This window comes from Sphingobacterium spiritivorum (assembly GCF_016724845.1).
GTDB lineage: Bacteria > Bacteroidota > Bacteroidia > Sphingobacteriales > Sphingobacteriaceae > Sphingobacterium > Sphingobacterium spiritivorum_A.
The window spans coordinates 3,154,779-3,169,587 of sequence record NZ_CP068082.1 but is presented as its reverse complement, the minus strand read 5'-3'; the positions used below and the strand labels follow the sequence as shown (position 1 = coordinate 3,169,587).

The window sequence follows — 14,809 nt, the reverse complement described above, 5'->3', positions numbered from 1 at the left end:
ACAGTTGATAATATTTAAAAACGGATCTGTCAGTTGCAAGATATTTATTAATCTTTCTTAACACATCTGCATCTTGTAGCTCTGCTATTAATTTCTGATATTAGAAGTTGGCTATCCCAGGTAAAAAATGAAACTTTATGATTATAAAATGTGAACAAAAGGACCTTAATGAAATTTATGAAATCATTAACGATGCATCAATTGCATATAAAGGGGTAATTCCTGATGATAGATGGCATGAACCATATATGACCGAACTTGAATTAAAAAACCAAATTGCTGATGGTGTTGAATTCTGGGGGTACAAAGAAGGTAAAACACTTATTGGTGTAATGGGAATTCAATACAAAAGTGAAGTCACACTTATTCGTCATGCCTATGTTCGCACAAAGGAAAGAAGTAAAGGTATAGGAAGACAATTATTAGCGCATCTAAATTCAATGGCGACAACACCTGTACTTATTGGCACATGGACAGATGCAAAGTGGGCAATCAGTTTCTACCTTAAAAATGGATTCAGACTTTTAGAAAGATCAGAAATAAATATTTTATTACCCAGATACTGGACAATTCCCATCCGACAAATAGAAACATCTGTAGTGCTGGCAAGTTCAAATTGGACAAGTTCAATATAGAAAATAATAAAGAACGGGCTACTCTTAATTTGCATGCAGATTGACACCTAAATATCTGGACAAGAATATTTAAAACATTACAGCTATTAAAATGAGAACTATAATTACGCTTATTGCTTTAAACCTCTTGGCAGTTCAGTTGTACGCACAATCAACCTCAATTAAACCAGTTGAAAGCATGCTTAAGCAACTGGAAAAAATTGAAAGTATATCCTATAATCAGATAAGCTATGATAAAAATCCCTTTGGAAATGACACCGCTACAATCTACAGGGAGGTAACTGTTTTCTTTGACCCCAACTATAAATTACCATATGCAGACGTCAGTACGACAATAAAGGATAAAAATTATGCATCCAGAACGGTCTATGCTGATAAAAAAATATATGATTTTGAAAAAGATGGTACGTATACGACGAAAGATTATAAAGCCCTTAGGATAGGGAATGCGGATATATTCTCCGATGGAGAACTACAAAAAACGGTAAGTAAAATACAGCAAACTGCTCCTGATAAAATAAAACAACTCAATGATACCACAATTGACACACAGAACTATTTCTACTTTTTTGTCAATGCTTTCGATTCGGTTATTAACGAACAAAGAGCATTTATTGATATGTATTTTGCCGTGGATAAAACTACATTTCTACCCAAAAGCTATACTATTATTTCAAAATCAAACTATGCAGCAGACAATAACACGATTGAACTTTCGATGCACTCCAGATCTGTATTTTCGGATTTTAATATAAATTCCCGGAAAAATTATCTGTTAAACTTTCAGATTCCTCCGGGTTATAAACCTTATGAGAAAAAAGAGCTGTTAAAAAAAGGTACTCCAGCGCCGGAATGGACAGGTAAAGATATGTTAGAGAGCACGTATTCCTCAAAGTCTTTTGCAGGTAAGACACTACTATTATTCATGACGGACATCAGTTGTCTTGGTAATCAACTGTCAATAGGAATGATGAATAATCTGACAGATAAATATCAAAACAAAGAAGTAGTGGTTTTGAGCCTGTTTGGCAGCTCAAAAAAAGAACTTATGCAGTATACAGCAACTAATCAAATCAATTTTCCTGTCATTTATGATGCACAGCAGATTAAAGAGAAATATAACGCACCCGGAGCCCCGTTTTTCTATATTATTGACAAAAACGGGTATATATCTTATAGCGTATACGGATATACCGAGGAGCGTGAAACGACTTTAGGAGAAGAACTGGATAAGGCTTTGTCTGATAAACAATAAAAACAGGCGGGCAGAAATGTCTGCTTCTGCCCTTCCTGATTCCGGGATAATAAAGTATAGATTATACCGGTTTTTTAATTTATTAAAATAGAAAATTGTTAGATTTTTGGGGATATGGAATTCATCTAATGATGGGCTCCATGACTATTGTGGTCTCCGCCTTGCATCTCACCCTCAGAGGTCAGAACAGTAAAATCAGCTGTATGTACCTTTCCGTCTGTTTTGAACTGTACCCACATTCTGTATAAGCCGGATTTCCTGATATAGGTATGTGCATATATAGGAAAACGATGATCTGACATTGGATGAATGTGAAGAAAATCCTTATCTGCCTGGCTGATCATTACAATATGAGCATTTGCTCCAAGGTACTGCTCCATGTCTTTTTCATCCAGGTTTTTACCATTCTTTTCTATCGAAAATTGCAGGCTCTGTCCTGTATTTGTCTTTAGATCATTGCCATTAAGTAAAGTAACGGTATAACCATCAACAACTGAAACCAATTTTATATCCTGTTCTGGTATCTGACGAAGGCGTCGCCCCTGTACTCCAACAAGTTTCATACTTACATTTGCTGGAAGACCTACCGGCTTATAGTCAATAAAGAATAAATACTTTCCTGCTGATGGAAAAGTTTCCGAGACATAATAAGTCCCGTCTGCTTGCTTCTCGGGGTGAATATGATCAAACCATGTCAATTCTTCATTGACCACCAGAAGATGCATTTTCATAGTATGGACGACTTCCAAAGGAACATTCTTACCATCCTCCGTAACTGAAATAACAAAATAAGCTGGTTTATTTGCTTCTATTATCTGCGGCTCGAAAATCACTTTTACTTTCGGCGGGTCTGTATGCTCATGTGTATTCATATTTAATAATTTATATTTCTTAACATACAAAGCTCCATTATTAAGAATTTCTATTGTTACGATATTCCTGAATAGAGTTATAATATTTACGAATTATTACCACTCTTGATAACCCGTATGACCAGCACAGATGTAAGGATAAGTAATGGCAGTAATACCAGATTTAATCCTATCCACCCCCATAGATTAAACAAACTACCTGCAAAAAAACTTGAAATACTGATAATGGCAAAGACGGTAAAATCGTGGAAGGCCTGAGTTTTCTCTTTTTCTTCAGGTCTGTAAACTTTTGTAAGTGCTGAAGACCCTCCTATAAACAAGAAATTCCAACCTAGTCCAACAATAAATAATCCTATTATAAAATTGATAAAGTGGATCCCTGAAAGCGCAACAATTAAGTATGTAAACAGAATTAATACTCCTGTGAGAATGATGCGATGTACACCAAATCTCTGAATAAGAGCACCTGTAAAAAAAGATGGCAAAAACATACCCAATACATGCCATTGGATAACCATTGCCGTATCACTGGAGGAATGTCCGAAATCATGCATGGCTATAGGTGTAGCAGTCATAGACATCCCCATTACAGCAAAAGCAGTAGAAGAAGAAAACAAGGCCAGAACAGTATTTTTGTCTTTAATGATTTCCTTTAGTGAGCGACCGGATGATGTGGATTTACCCGTCTTCAAAACAACATTCTTATCAAGCCTCAGAAAGGCTACCACCCCCAAAGCAGCAATACTCAGCAGAATAGTTGAAAGATAAGAATACGCATAGGGTACAGCGCCTAAATCTTGTGTAAATCTCGCGAGATTAGGTCCCGCAAAAGCAGCAACAATACCACCACCTATTACCCAGGAGATAGCTTTACTCTTTGCATACTCCGGAACAGAATCTGCCGCTGCAAAACGATAGTATTGTGTAAAACCCTGATAGATACCCAACAACATATTTCCAATCGAAAATATCCAAAAGGACTGGTGGATAATACCATACCACGATACGACTCCGGATAAAGCACCAATGACTGTACCTATCATAAAAGCTTTCCTTTGGCCTGTTTTCTTCATAATCAAAGAAGCAGGTATCATCATGATTGCTGCGCCTATAGTAGTCATGGCCACAGGTAGTGTTGCCAGATTCTTATCAGGTGCCATTTGCATACCGATGATCCCTGACAATGTGATCACAAGTATGGAAACCGTCTGATAAAGCGCTTGTGAAACAAACAGGATATATACATTACTCCACCTAACATTTGCATTCATAATTCTCGTCTGTTTTAGAGCGCTAAAATGCAAAGTTATATTTATCAGAGTGTTACGTTATTTATTATTTATATTATAAAGTTTATAGGTTATACTCCTGAAACCTGGGCACAGAACCGAATTTTAGAAGAAAAACACAACAAAATTCAAACAACTTTAGAAAAATCTCTCAAAGAAATAATTTACATACTAAAGGATTTAAATATGATATGACAAAAATTGAAGGATATATATTGATTTGAAGGATCTCATAGAAATATAATATTACTTGTTCACCACCCTGTTATGCAACAAGTTAGAATTAGCCAACAGGCTCCGGTATCCCCAAAACAAAAAAGATAACAAGCTTAACTGTATACTAAAATATTTTGAGTAGATTCATAGTATTTATAATCACATTGGCTGTAAGGCTAAACTAACAGTAAAACACATACCAAGAACTAACAAAAATGAGTTTTCTAAAAAACATTTTCGGCAACAAGAAAGAAACAGTTAAAACCTATCAGGATTTTTGGGCATGGTTTCAAGCTAACGAACAAACATTTCATAACATCATCAAAAACGGCAAAAATCCCGAAAAAGACTTTTTTGACAAATTATCTCAAAAGCTGGGCGAAATTAAAGATGGCTTTTACTTTTTAGTGGGGATGCTCAACGATAATACCGCAGAGTTAGTCTTCACTCCAGACGGAATTATTCAGAACATCGTATTTGTTGAAGAACTTGTGAATGCCGCACCAACGCTACCTCATTGGAAATTTACAGCACTAAAACCTTCCGTTGATATTGAAAACCTGGGGATAAAAATGGGTAATTACGAATTTAACAGCAACAATCTTTCGTTTTATGCCATTGACCATGCAGGTTATCCTGATGAGGTTGACATTGTAATCATGCACAGCAATTATAATGAAGAGGACAAATCAACAATTATCAATGGAACATTCATTTTCCTTGACAATTATCTCGGAGAACTAAATGCGGTCACCACAATAGACAACGCCATAGTAATTTCCAGAGAGCAAGCAGAGAAAGAACCAATTCCTATTATCAAACTTAAAGACTACCTGATTTGGAGAGAAAAAGAATTTGTTGAAAAATATAGCGGAATTCGTTACAATACCGAAAACGACAGTTATGCCAGTCTGGAAGCTGAACTTAATAACGGCCTACCTTTGATAGCGATTGTCAATTCGACATTACGGCAGTGGAACAGCAAGGCATCACATCCATGGATTTTAACAATTGAAATCAATTACAAGGACAGCAACAATAACGGCATGCCTGATAAAAACACATATGAACTGCTCAACGAATTAGAAGACCAAGTAATGCTTAAACTAAAAGACATTGACGGCTATCTGAATATCGGCAGGCAAACGGCAGACAATTCAAGAGAAATTTACTTTGCCTGTCACGACTTCAGAAAACCGTCCAAAGTATTACACGAACTGTCAAAAAAATATTCAAATAAGTTAGACATAAAATATAACATATATAAAGACAAATACTGGCAATCCTTTGAACGATTTAGACCGCATTAGTAAAAATTTCTTTGCAAAAGTCTTCAACGCCTATTGTAAAATGGCATTGGTATAAAAAATGAATTTTTCAAGGACTTTTATTTCCAATATTAAAAAATCATATTTATCAGTAACAGCAATTCGCATAACTATAAAAACAATACTCAAAACAGCCTTTTGAATTATGAAAACATGGAAAGCAATCACCTCATATACAACATCATACAAAAACCCTATTCAATTATCTAAAGGAGAAATTGTAAAACTGGGTAATCTTGCCCCGGAAGAGAATTGGAAAGACTGGATCTGGGCTGAAAATGACAACCAGCTCGGAGGATGGATTCCTGTTCAGATCATTGAAAATTTAGAAGACGGAAAACAAGGACTCATCTTAGAAAACTATAGTGCCAAAGAATTAGACATAACCAAAGACGAATTGGTGATAAAGATAAAGTCTCTGAATGGCTGGAGCTGGGCACGAAAAATAAGCAATAACGATGAAGGCTGGCTTCCGGATGAAGTCTTAGAAATTGATATAAACATTTAGTGCCTGCTTCTTACCCTCATTTGCAAAAAACGGAAGCATCAATACTAATTTTTTATCAAACAATAGTTTTGTGATTTTTCAGAAATCAAAAATTTATATTTAATCAGCTTTTTCAGCAAATCCAAGAATATAACCATTCAGGTCTTTTACGTAAAATTCCTGCATGCCATACCATGTGGCTTGCAATTCGGTCATTATAAGATTTTCACCTTTCAGATTTTCATAAAACTCTTTTATGCCTTCTATTTCCATATAAAAAGAAACGGTTGCACCTATATTTTGTCCTTTTGAAAAAACAATATCATCCTTGAATGTATCTGAGCGTTGAAACATAAATTCTACACCGTCCCTTTGCACCATTGCATACACATATTCCTTGTTTTCTGCAAAAGCGGGGTCTATTCCGTCCTGCGTCTGGGGAACTGCCATAATGAGGTTGAAACCAAAATTTTCGGTATAAAAAGCAACCGTTTTTCTTACGTCAGTTACTTCAAAGTTTGGGGAGAGTTTGCTTATTTTCATTTTTTCCGGGTTTAAAATTATATCCCAAACTTACGTTTCCACTTCCTTTGATAATTGTAAAAATCGGTCGTTTTCGTTTTTGTTCAGTTCTTTTGGGGTTACACCCGTATGTCTCTTAATTTCTTTTATGAAATGGGGCTGGTCAAAATAATCGGAATTGGGATTTAGATTGCCATTTGAAATTTCGGGATAGGCAGCGTTGCAACGGACTATGTTTAAAAATTCTTTTAAAGAAATACCATACTTCGATTGGAAATACCTGTTTATCTGTCGGCTGCTCCATATAATTTCATCCGAAATTTCAGAAACCGTTTTCGTTTTTTGCTGATAAATAATCTCAAATAATTTCAGTTTCCGGCTGTCAATCCGGTGCACATGTTTAAGCGAAGTTTCTAAATGTCGGATAATGCCGGAAACAAAACCTTCAAATTCATCGTACTGATATTTATGGATGTTCCAGAACGAAAAAGGTAAATCTGCCTTTGTATCCAAAATAGATTTCAATTCTTTGCTGAAGAGATACTCTATTGCCGGAAGTTTGAATCTGATGGCGAAGAATGTTGTATTTCTGCAAATTCTTATGTCTTTCGGTTTTGTCCATATGCCTGTAAGTTTTACGGTGGTCAATTTTTCGTTTTCAAACTCTGCAATCAGGTCAAAATATCCATCCGGCAAAATGGTGTGCAGGACTTCCTTGCCGGCAGTTTCATAATACCAAAAACACTTTACAAAGTCGCTTAAAAATCCGTTTGGTTCAATTTCTCTATATTTCATTACAGTGTGGCTCTAAAAGATTGAAGACGTTATTCTACTTTTAATGGCAATATAAAAAGTGTATTGCAAGATATGCGCAGCAGGCATTTTAAAACGGAATTCTTATTGTTATTGGTTCGCTATTTAATCTTACGGTTTAAAATAAGTAAGGTTTTATTTTTAGTAGTTCTATCCACCATTGGATAAAATACGACAGCATAACTATTATCATCAGTTTTATTTAAACCTGAAATGACTAAATTTTCATGATCCATCTGTAAAACTTCGTTCGTCAATAAATTTTTATATCCTTTTTCACCCTTACTGTAAAATATTTCTAAAAGCTGGTCATTTCTGGTGGTGAACCATCCGTTGCCAAACTCGCCGTTAAATTTTGTAACAAAAGTGTTTTCTGATACTTTTACAGGTTGCCAGGTATTGAAGAACGGGTCTGTTATATCCATAAGCTCCACAGTGTTGCCCGCTCCGTTTTGATCAATCACCTCAACAATTATTTTCCCTTTTGTCTGGGTTAGCAAATAGGAGTTTCTGTCGAATGATAAGCTTAAAATCTCTCTGAAATACCTTTGTTTTGTTTCGATTCTTCGCTGCCTGATAACATTCCCTTTTTCATCAATCTGTCGGTGCAGCCATCTATCTCCATCTTTTGCCAACAAGTGGATTTCATTGTTTTCAATACATATTTTGTTATTTCTTGGCAAAGGCACTTTGATGTTGTGCTTCTTTTTTATCGCATTGTCTTTAAATTCGACGGCAAGCATTTTATCCGGTTTTGTATCTGACCAGATATCTACATCATAAAAAATCGAAAACTGAGCCGATACACCTATAAAATCTCCCTTAAAAGGCCTGTTTCCTTTTGGAAGTGCTGTATTTTCACGATTGAAAACAGGAATACTGATTTCCAATTCCTTATCCGGGTCGTAGGGTACTATGGAAACATAATTGTCCTCTTTCGGACTCAGAAACAGGGTTGGCAGTATTCCGTCGTCCTCTGCAAAACTTTCGGTAACTCCGTCTGTATTGATAATGGTATATATCAAATTGTAGGTTCCGTTTTCATTGTAAACATAATTTGTCATCAGTGTTTTTGCTCCAAACAGGATACTGTCTTTGGCCGAAACTTCTACATCTGCGACCAATCTGGTTATGACGCCGAAATCTGTTTCTTGAATAGTGGTTTTAAAGGCATTTATAGTATCAATATTCTTCATATAAATATTTATATCTGTTTTACAGAATAGCTTGACAGGTATACGAAATAGCAAGTGCAAATCGGTAACCCGATTGGTTTGTAGTGAAACAATATACAAAAATTATTTCTTGTAATTGGATTGAAATGCACTTCTTCTTTCACAAAGAAAACACAAATAACAAACAGACTTACAGAATTATAGAGGATTTAAAAATGATATCCAACTTCCAAAATTGCAGAAGTCTTTATAATAACAGATTAATATTATTGCTCCTTCATAATCTACAAATGCATACCTCCTGAAACTTCAATTCGCTGTCCATTTATCCAACGAGCTTCTTCGGTGCAAAGAAAGGCAATCACTCCACCAATATCGTCAGGAACTCCGGGTCTGCCTAAAGCTGTTAAATCCGAAACCATTTTATTTACCTTTTCATTGTCACGAACTGTCCCTCCATTGAAATCTGTCTGAATAGCTCCCGATGCAAGAGTATTTACCCTGATTTTTCTTGTTCCTAATTCTACTGCCAAAATTCTGCTCACTACTTCAATTGCACCTTTTACACTAGCATACATTGATGTATTTGGATGAGAAAACCTCGCTAATCCAGATGAAATATTGATAATGCTTCCCCTATTATTTAAGTATGGCAACAACTTTTGTGTAAGAAAATAAACACCTTTGAAATGAATATTCACCATTGAATCAAATTCTTCTTCAGTAGCGTCTGTAAATAAAGTATGTCTCCTGTTCCTGCATTGTTAATTAAAAAATCAAAATTAGGGTTCTGATATTCTTTGCTTAAGTAAACAGTTAGTTTTTCAATAAAAGCTGGAAATTCTTTCACATTGCTCGTGTCCAATTGAATTGCGACTGCTCTTCTCCCTATTTCGGTAATTTCAGCTACTACTTCCTCTGCTTTTCCTTGTTGTTGTGATAAGTAATCACAAGATGGATTCCATTTTTAGCAATTTTAAGAGCAGCGTTTCTTCCCAAACCACGACTTCCTCCTGTTACAATAGCAATTTTTGATGTATTCATTTCTGTAAATTTTAGTATAATTAGAATACAAAATTGCAATCAATTTTATATTGTTGATATGATTGTTTAAGAAATCCTTTAAAATGGCCTGTATTTTTAAAACGACGTCCGGTGGTGATGTAAAGTATTTTCTCTGGTACAAGCGGTAGTTTATTAACAAGGGTTAGTTCCAGATTTTTATGTTATATATTGCAGGTAATATTTTTTTATAACCGAATTCATAATGAATTTATTATATGAATATATCTGTGGATTAGATCCAGCTTTTACCTCTGTCGATTTTGAACTTCTGACAAAAGATTTCCGGACGAAGCATTTCAAAAAAGGTGACCACATCGTGCATGAAGGCGAGACACAACGCAATATATACTTTGTTGAGAAAGGCATCCAGATGTATAACTTTGATACGCTGGGTAAAAACAATATTCTGGGGTTTGCGTATCCTCCAAACCTGTGTGTTGTAATGGAATCGTTTATTTTTCAGAAACCATCAGCATACAACGTTACCTGCATTACAGACAGTACACTAAACTACCTGAATTATTCTACCTTACAGGAAATCTTTGATCAATCCCGGCAAGTAGAGCGGTTATTCAGAAAATTATCCGAAAATTTGTCCATAGGTCTTATCAACAGGCAGATAGAACTCCGCTCTACTACTATTGAAGAACGCTTTAAGATATTTTGCCAAAGAAGTCCGCACCTGTTACAGCAAGTGCCCCAAAAATATATAGCCGCTTATCTGGCAATAGACCCGACCAACTTTAGCAAACTGATGAATAGCGTGCGCTTCTGATGTTGGTGCAGACCAATATTTTTACCGGAAAAATAACTGTTCTTTGAAGCATTCATAAAACGGTAAAAATATAAGCTTATGACTTTTCAACATCTATTTTATATACCCACAATTTTTTTGCTGGGTCTTATTTTTGGAATACTTCTCGGCAATAACTCAAATACTGTATCCGCAGATGGAAAAGTAAGTGCAAAAAAGCTGGGGCTTGTCTTTCTGATTTTTATTATAGTATTTATCATTACACATTCATTTAATATTCCCGCAGGTTCCAAACAAGTAAGTATGTTATTAGGAGGACTGGAAATATTCGATAAAAAACCAATATTCGGGAGCGATGCAGTATATCACTACATACAATCATTTCCGGAGATAGGAATACAGGTGTATAAACGTTTTACCTACACTATTGATGTTATTTTTCCTTTATCTATGCTCTTATTTCTGCATACTTTTTCCAAATTCACACTGCAACGGGTAGCACTCACAAAATATTTCTTCAAAACAGTAGAGACACTCCCGTGGATATGGTTTGGATTTGATATGCTTGAGAATGCAACTGTATTTTATCTCCTTACGGAATTTCCTCAGCAACATCTGTTGGTAGCCGGTTCATTGGCATGGATTACCGTAGCAAAATTTTCTCTACTCTTCCTTTCACTTTTAGTACCTGTATCATTACTCTTATTTACAAGAAAGCTGAAGTATCGGTATTAACCTTCTATCAAATGGCAGTTTTTTTCTTAATTTGAAAACTCTTTAGTCAGATCGGCCAAATAATACAAAAGGAATAGAAATTTGATTGCTAACCAAAGCGAATTGTCTTATTTTAGCATTTCACAGTAATCCTAAAAATTAAAAATATGACACCTCTGCAAAAACGTTCTTTCATCCTTGTACTCGGTATAGGATTTCTCATCTGGCTACTTGCTACTATTGCTTTCAGAGTGGCAGGGCAATATTTTTTTATTACCGATTCACCTGTTGTACTCAGCATTTTGTACATCGTAGTGGTACCCGTATTGGGATTGGTGACTGTACTTACATGCAGAAAATTCAGATTAACAGGACTTGAAAATGTAGTTGCGGGTGTACTTTTAGTATTGCCGGGAATGTTGATAGATACTTTTGTTATTCAGTTTTTTGGTGCTCTATTCCCTAATATGCCGGCAAGCAATGCTGCTACGTTTGGCTCCTGGCTTATGTGGGCATACACGATTGTCTTAGTCACTTCAATAATTATAGGATTGGGCCGGGCTGCCAAACATAGTTGTTGATCTCCATTTCTTAGCAATCGGAATGTATGTTATAACTAAAACGCCTAAATTTCATATGTGAAAATGCCCTGTTTTTACTGTTCTTAAAAAATATTTAAAAAAATGTCCAAAACGGGAATGGTAAAATGTCTTTATTAAAATTCTAAAACAAATTGACCATGAAACAATTCTTATTACTACTTCACGAAGATGTTCAAAAGATCAGTGAATTATCATCAAAAGAAATGCAAGAATTAGCCCAGGCCCATATGAACTGGGCGACTAAACTGGCAGAAGCCGGACATTTAATTTCGGGTGACGGACTACATGAAAAAGGCATTCTTATCACCGGAAAGGATTGTGTAATCAAAGACGGACCTTATCTGGAATCTAAAGAAATTATTGGCGGTTATTACCTTTTACAGGCAACCGATTTGCAAACAATTGTAACATTGGCCAAAGAATGTCCGACACACCTGTATGGAGGCACTACCGAAATACGCCCTATCATGGAAATGGAAGATTATGAGCAATAAGGTGCTTCCAGAACAAGAAACGAATTACAGATCACTGCAAGGAAAGCTGTTCTCGGGATTATTATATCAATTTGGTACGGATTACGTTACGGAGATTGAAGATGCTATTCAAAATTCATTTTTAAAATCGTTGAAAACGTGGAAACACAACATTATTCCCGATAATAAAGAGAACTGGCTTTTCATTGTGGCCCGCAATGATGTATTGAACCAGATTAAAGAAAAACAGAAAAGAAAAAGTACTATTCCTGTAGCAAATAGTGATGAAGAGGCTATAACCGACAAAGATTTGCGACTTCAGACTATGCTTTTCATTGCTTCTCTGGAAAGTGTATCCAATCAGGCCAAAATACTTTTTATACTTAAAAATATTTTTGGTTTAAATGTCACTGAAATTAGAGACAGTACATTAATCAATGAGGAAGCTATTTACAAAAGTATTAACAGGACTAAAAACTCGCTACGTCTGGAGTTTCATAACAGGACTATTGACATAAACTCTGTTACGCCAGACCAACAGACTATTTCTATTATAGAAGAAATCCTTTATGCCGTTTTCAATATTGGTTTTGATTCTTTCAATGAAAAAACGGGCAATATTATCAATGAAGACCTGTGTATAGAAGCATTTTCATTACTCAAATTGTTGCTTAATCAGTATCAATACGATTCAACCAGCAACTTATTAGCCTTATTTTGCTTTCATATCGCACGAATCCCTGCCCGGATTGATAAAGGAAAACTCATTTCTTTTTTCAACCAGAACCGGGATAAATGGAACAAACAATTAATTGATGCAGGTTTTCATTACCTCAGAGAACCTAATGCTATTCACCGGTTTTATCTTGAAGCTATCATTATCAGCAAGTATATGTCGATACAACCGTTAACCATATCGGACTGGGAGGCTATTGTAAAACTATACGAAATAATGCTTGAGGTCTCGCAGTCACCTATAGTAAAACTAAATTATTGCTTTTGTCTGAGCCGTATCGGGAAAACGAAAGAAGCGCTGACACTCCTTAATGAAATTGAACAACAGTTACCCAGAGAACATATCTATTTTTCTTTAGTGAAAGTTAAACTACTGAAGGAAGCAGAGCCAAAGGCCTCCCACGATTTATTGATTTCGGTTATCCATAAAATAAACCAGAAAATCCGAAGAGAATACCTGCTAGAAAACAAACTCATTCCGTTATAAAATATGAAAACACCACTTAAATTGATCGTAATGATACTCTCTGCTTTTGTTTTTACAATGTGCAGCAACAAACAAAATGGAAGTTCAAAGACAGATAACTTTGACTGGCTTTTAGGAAATTGGCAGCGGACAAATGAAGAAAAGGGCAAAATGACTTTTGAGACATGGCAAAAAGTCGATGATTTCGCATACAAAGGTGTCGGATTTACCATGCAAAACAAAGACACCGTCAGTCAGGAACAGATGAAAATTGTTAAGACCTATGGAAAATGGAATTTATTAGTTAAAACCCGAGAAGAAAAAGACTTTATCAAGTTTGATGTATCGGATATGGAGAACGGGTCATTTACCTGCAAAAACGATTCACTGAACTTTCCAAAGACTATAAAATACTGGAAAAATGGAGATAAGCTAAATGCAAAAGTTACAGGTGATGACATAGAAATAGCATATGAATTTAAACAATTGAAATAAAAAAGCTCATTGCATTAGTATTCTTTCATCTTTAAATATAATTAAGCATGACAGAACCAGAGCTTAGCATAAAATCGTATTTAGGAGTTGTAAATACTAAAGAATTATCATCTATTGTCCCATTATTTCAACCAGAGCAGCAGCCTGTCTATGATTGCAGAAGAACGCTACTATTTTTTCTTTGCTAACAATAAAGAGCTATTTAATCAGGTACTACTGTAGTACATAGCGTCCATGCCTGCAATGAGAGCCGGATTAGAAAAAAGTAACTTTCTTAAATTCTTGATTTTTATCAAGCAGAACCTATTACACAAACCCGAACTTTGTGAAGTACAGTTAAATAACATTCACAATGAAACGTATATTTTTAGTATCGGCAATCCTCTTGATGAGTTTGACTCTTATGGCAAAAGAAATTAAAACAAAAATTGTTATTCAGGCAGCACCTGAAAAAATATGGAAAATACTTACCGATTTTGAAAACTATCCGCATTGGAACTCTTTTATAACTTCTATTACAGGCGAAGTTGAAAAAGGAAATAAAATTATAGTCAGCATCAAGCCTCCCAAAGGAAAAGGAATGACTTTTAAACCTACTATTTTGACCAAAACAGACAATAAAGAACTAAGCTGGCGGGGAAAACTCCTGTTTAAAGGACTATTTGATGGCACACACTTATTTGAGTTGATAGACAACGGTGACGGAACAACAACCTTTATACAAAGCGAGAAATTCAGCGGCATTTTTGTGTGGCTGTTTAACCTGCAAAAAACCAGAAATGGTTTTAACGAAATGAATAAGAAACTGAAGGAGCTTGCCGAAAGTGAATAAAGTTTTTAATTGGACAGGCATTAAAAAACCCCGCTGATACAGCGGGGTCAACAACTGATAATTAAACAGTAACTAAAAATC

Annotated in this window: 18 protein-coding genes; 11 read left to right on the top strand and 7 right to left on the bottom strand. The window is 35.4% G+C overall.

What is annotated here, in order from left to right; genetic code table 11:
- Positions 1-137: 137 nt before the first annotated feature.
- Together I6J03_RS13320 and I6J03_RS13315 are read left to right on the top strand one after the other, a co-directional pair.
- Positions 138-635 (top strand): GNAT family N-acetyltransferase, encoded by a 498-nt coding sequence (locus I6J03_RS13320; protein WP_003011783.1) that lies wholly within the window; start codon positions 138-140, stop codon positions 633-635.
- 91 nt (positions 636-726) lie between these two features.
- A complete protein-coding gene (locus I6J03_RS13315) occupies positions 727-1,890 on the top strand; it encodes a peroxiredoxin family protein (RefSeq protein WP_003011781.1) in 1,164 nt (387 codons plus the stop codon).
- 125 nt (positions 1,891-2,015) lie between these two features.
- Here the strand turns inward: I6J03_RS13315 and I6J03_RS13310 are convergent, their stop codons facing one another.
- Both I6J03_RS13310 and I6J03_RS13305 read right to left on the bottom strand, forming a co-directional pair.
- Positions 2,016-2,762, bottom strand: coding sequence for a hypothetical protein (locus I6J03_RS13310; protein WP_003011778.1), 747 nt, complete (start codon positions 2,760-2,762; stop codon positions 2,016-2,018).
- An 86-nt stretch (positions 2,763-2,848) separates the two neighbouring features.
- Complete coding sequence (locus I6J03_RS13305) at positions 2,849-4,033, bottom strand: MFS transporter (RefSeq protein ID WP_003011777.1); 1,185 nt, start codon at positions 4,031-4,033, stop codon at positions 2,849-2,851.
- 449 nt (positions 4,034-4,482) lie between these two features.
- Between I6J03_RS13305 and I6J03_RS13300 the strand changes: the two genes are divergently transcribed.
- Both I6J03_RS13300 and I6J03_RS13295 read left to right on the top strand, forming a co-directional pair.
- The gene (locus I6J03_RS13300) at positions 4,483-5,577 is read left to right on the top strand and encodes a DUF695 domain-containing protein (protein WP_003011773.1); all 1,095 of its coding nucleotides are present in this window, start codon (positions 4,483-4,485) and stop codon (positions 5,575-5,577) included.
- A gap of 163 nt (positions 5,578-5,740) precedes the next feature.
- On the top strand, positions 5,741-6,103 hold the full coding sequence (locus I6J03_RS13295; protein WP_003011771.1) for an SH3 domain-containing protein: 363 nt from the start codon (positions 5,741-5,743) through the stop codon (positions 6,101-6,103).
- A 99-nt stretch (positions 6,104-6,202) separates the two neighbouring features.
- On the opposite strand, the gene I6J03_RS13290 is transcribed toward I6J03_RS13295, so the two are convergent.
- From I6J03_RS13290 to I6J03_RS22845, 5 genes are all read right to left on the bottom strand, one after another.
- Entirely contained in the window at positions 6,203-6,625 is a 423-nt protein-coding gene (locus I6J03_RS13290) for a VOC family protein (protein ID WP_003011769.1), read from the bottom strand.
- 30 nt (positions 6,626-6,655) lie between these two features.
- The gene (locus I6J03_RS13285; RefSeq protein WP_003011767.1) at positions 6,656-7,399 is read right to left on the bottom strand and encodes a DUF6597 domain-containing transcriptional factor; all 744 of its coding nucleotides are present in this window, start codon (positions 7,397-7,399) and stop codon (positions 6,656-6,658) included.
- A 119-nt stretch (positions 7,400-7,518) separates the two neighbouring features.
- Positions 7,519-8,613: a hypothetical protein gene (locus I6J03_RS13280; RefSeq protein ID WP_003011765.1), complete on the bottom strand. Its 1,095-nt coding sequence runs from the start codon at positions 8,611-8,613 to the stop codon at positions 7,519-7,521.
- 263 nt (positions 8,614-8,876) lie between these two features.
- Positions 8,877-9,296 (bottom strand): SDR family NAD(P)-dependent oxidoreductase, encoded by a 420-nt coding sequence (locus tag I6J03_RS22850; protein ID WP_003011762.1) that lies wholly within the window; start codon positions 9,294-9,296, stop codon positions 8,877-8,879.
- Positions 9,297-9,501: 205 nt separating this feature from the next.
- Positions 9,502-9,636 (bottom strand): SDR family NAD(P)-dependent oxidoreductase, encoded by a 135-nt coding sequence (locus tag I6J03_RS22845; protein ID WP_003011756.1) that lies wholly within the window; start codon positions 9,634-9,636, stop codon positions 9,502-9,504.
- Between the two features lie 223 nt (positions 9,637-9,859).
- Between I6J03_RS22845 and I6J03_RS13270 the strand changes: the two genes are divergently transcribed.
- From I6J03_RS13270 to I6J03_RS13240, 7 genes are all read left to right on the top strand, one after another.
- On the top strand, positions 9,860-10,432 hold the full coding sequence (locus tag I6J03_RS13270) for a Crp/Fnr family transcriptional regulator (protein ID WP_003011754.1): 573 nt from the start codon (positions 9,860-9,862) through the stop codon (positions 10,430-10,432).
- Between the two features lie 78 nt (positions 10,433-10,510).
- Complete coding sequence (locus I6J03_RS13265; RefSeq protein WP_003011753.1) at positions 10,511-11,146, top strand: hypothetical protein; 636 nt, start codon at positions 10,511-10,513, stop codon at positions 11,144-11,146.
- A gap of 146 nt (positions 11,147-11,292) precedes the next feature.
- Positions 11,293-11,706, top strand: a complete 414-nt coding sequence (locus tag I6J03_RS13260; protein WP_003011751.1) for a DUF5367 family protein — start codon at positions 11,293-11,295, stop codon at positions 11,704-11,706.
- 158 nt (positions 11,707-11,864) lie between these two features.
- Positions 11,865-12,221, top strand: a complete 357-nt coding sequence (locus I6J03_RS13255; RefSeq protein WP_003011749.1) for a YciI family protein — start codon at positions 11,865-11,867, stop codon at positions 12,219-12,221.
- Positions 12,166-13,422, top strand: a complete 1,257-nt coding sequence (locus I6J03_RS13250) for a DUF6596 domain-containing protein (protein WP_201693725.1) — start codon at positions 12,166-12,168, stop codon at positions 13,420-13,422. Before I6J03_RS13255 ends, I6J03_RS13250 begins: the two co-directional genes overlap by 56 nt.
- 3 nt (positions 13,423-13,425) lie before the next feature.
- A complete protein-coding gene (locus I6J03_RS13245) occupies positions 13,426-13,896 on the top strand; it encodes a DUF6265 family protein (RefSeq protein ID WP_003011746.1) in 471 nt (156 codons plus the stop codon).
- Between the two features lie 352 nt (positions 13,897-14,248).
- Complete coding sequence (locus tag I6J03_RS13240; RefSeq protein WP_081445170.1) at positions 14,249-14,728, top strand: SRPBCC domain-containing protein; 480 nt, start codon at positions 14,249-14,251, stop codon at positions 14,726-14,728.
- The last annotated feature ends 81 nt before the right edge of the window (positions 14,729-14,809 follow it).

Bases quoted from the DNA above. Each gene is read 5' to 3' on its own strand.
- I6J03_RS13290 (WP_003011769.1), bottom strand. From the start codon at position 6,625: ATGAAAATAAGCAAACTCTCCCCAAACTTTGAAGTAACTGACGTAAGA.
- I6J03_RS13245 (WP_003011746.1), top strand. From the start codon at position 13,426: ATGAAAACACCACTTAAATTGATCGTAATGATACTCTCTGCTTTTGTT.
- I6J03_RS13310 (WP_003011778.1), bottom strand. From the start codon at position 2,762: ATGAATACACATGAGCATACAGACCCGCCGAAAGTAAAAGTGATTTTC.
- I6J03_RS13315 (WP_003011781.1), top strand. From the start codon at position 727: ATGAGAACTATAATTACGCTTATTGCTTTAAACCTCTTGGCAGTTCAG.
- I6J03_RS22845 (WP_003011756.1), bottom strand. From the start codon at position 9,636: ATGAATACATCAAAAATTGCTATTGTAACAGGAGGAAGTCGTGGTTTG.
- I6J03_RS13255 (WP_003011749.1), top strand. From the start codon at position 11,865: ATGAAACAATTCTTATTACTACTTCACGAAGATGTTCAAAAGATCAGT.
- I6J03_RS13265 (WP_003011753.1), top strand. From the start codon at position 10,511: ATGACTTTTCAACATCTATTTTATATACCCACAATTTTTTTGCTGGGT.
- I6J03_RS13295 (WP_003011771.1), top strand. From the start codon at position 5,741: ATGAAAACATGGAAAGCAATCACCTCATATACAACATCATACAAAAAC.
- I6J03_RS13285 (WP_003011767.1), bottom strand. From the start codon at position 7,399: ATGAAATATAGAGAAATTGAACCAAACGGATTTTTAAGCGACTTTGTA.
- I6J03_RS13320 (WP_003011783.1), top strand. From the start codon at position 138: ATGATTATAAAATGTGAACAAAAGGACCTTAATGAAATTTATGAAATC.
- I6J03_RS13260 (WP_003011751.1), top strand. From the start codon at position 11,293: ATGACACCTCTGCAAAAACGTTCTTTCATCCTTGTACTCGGTATAGGA.
- I6J03_RS22850 (WP_003011762.1), bottom strand. From the start codon at position 9,296: ATGGTGAATATTCATTTCAAAGGTGTTTATTTTCTTACACAAAAGTTG.
- I6J03_RS13250 (WP_201693725.1), top strand. From the start codon at position 12,166: ATGGAGGCACTACCGAAATACGCCCTATCATGGAAATGGAAGATTATG.
- I6J03_RS13280 (WP_003011765.1), bottom strand. From the start codon at position 8,613: ATGAAGAATATTGATACTATAAATGCCTTTAAAACCACTATTCAAGAA.
- I6J03_RS13300 (WP_003011773.1), top strand. From the start codon at position 4,483: ATGAGTTTTCTAAAAAACATTTTCGGCAACAAGAAAGAAACAGTTAAA.
- I6J03_RS13270 (WP_003011754.1), top strand. From the start codon at position 9,860: ATGAATTTATTATATGAATATATCTGTGGATTAGATCCAGCTTTTACC.
- I6J03_RS13305 (WP_003011777.1), bottom strand. From the start codon at position 4,033: ATGAATGCAAATGTTAGGTGGAGTAATGTATATATCCTGTTTGTTTCA.
- I6J03_RS13240 (WP_081445170.1), top strand. From the start codon at position 14,249: ATGAAACGTATATTTTTAGTATCGGCAATCCTCTTGATGAGTTTGACT.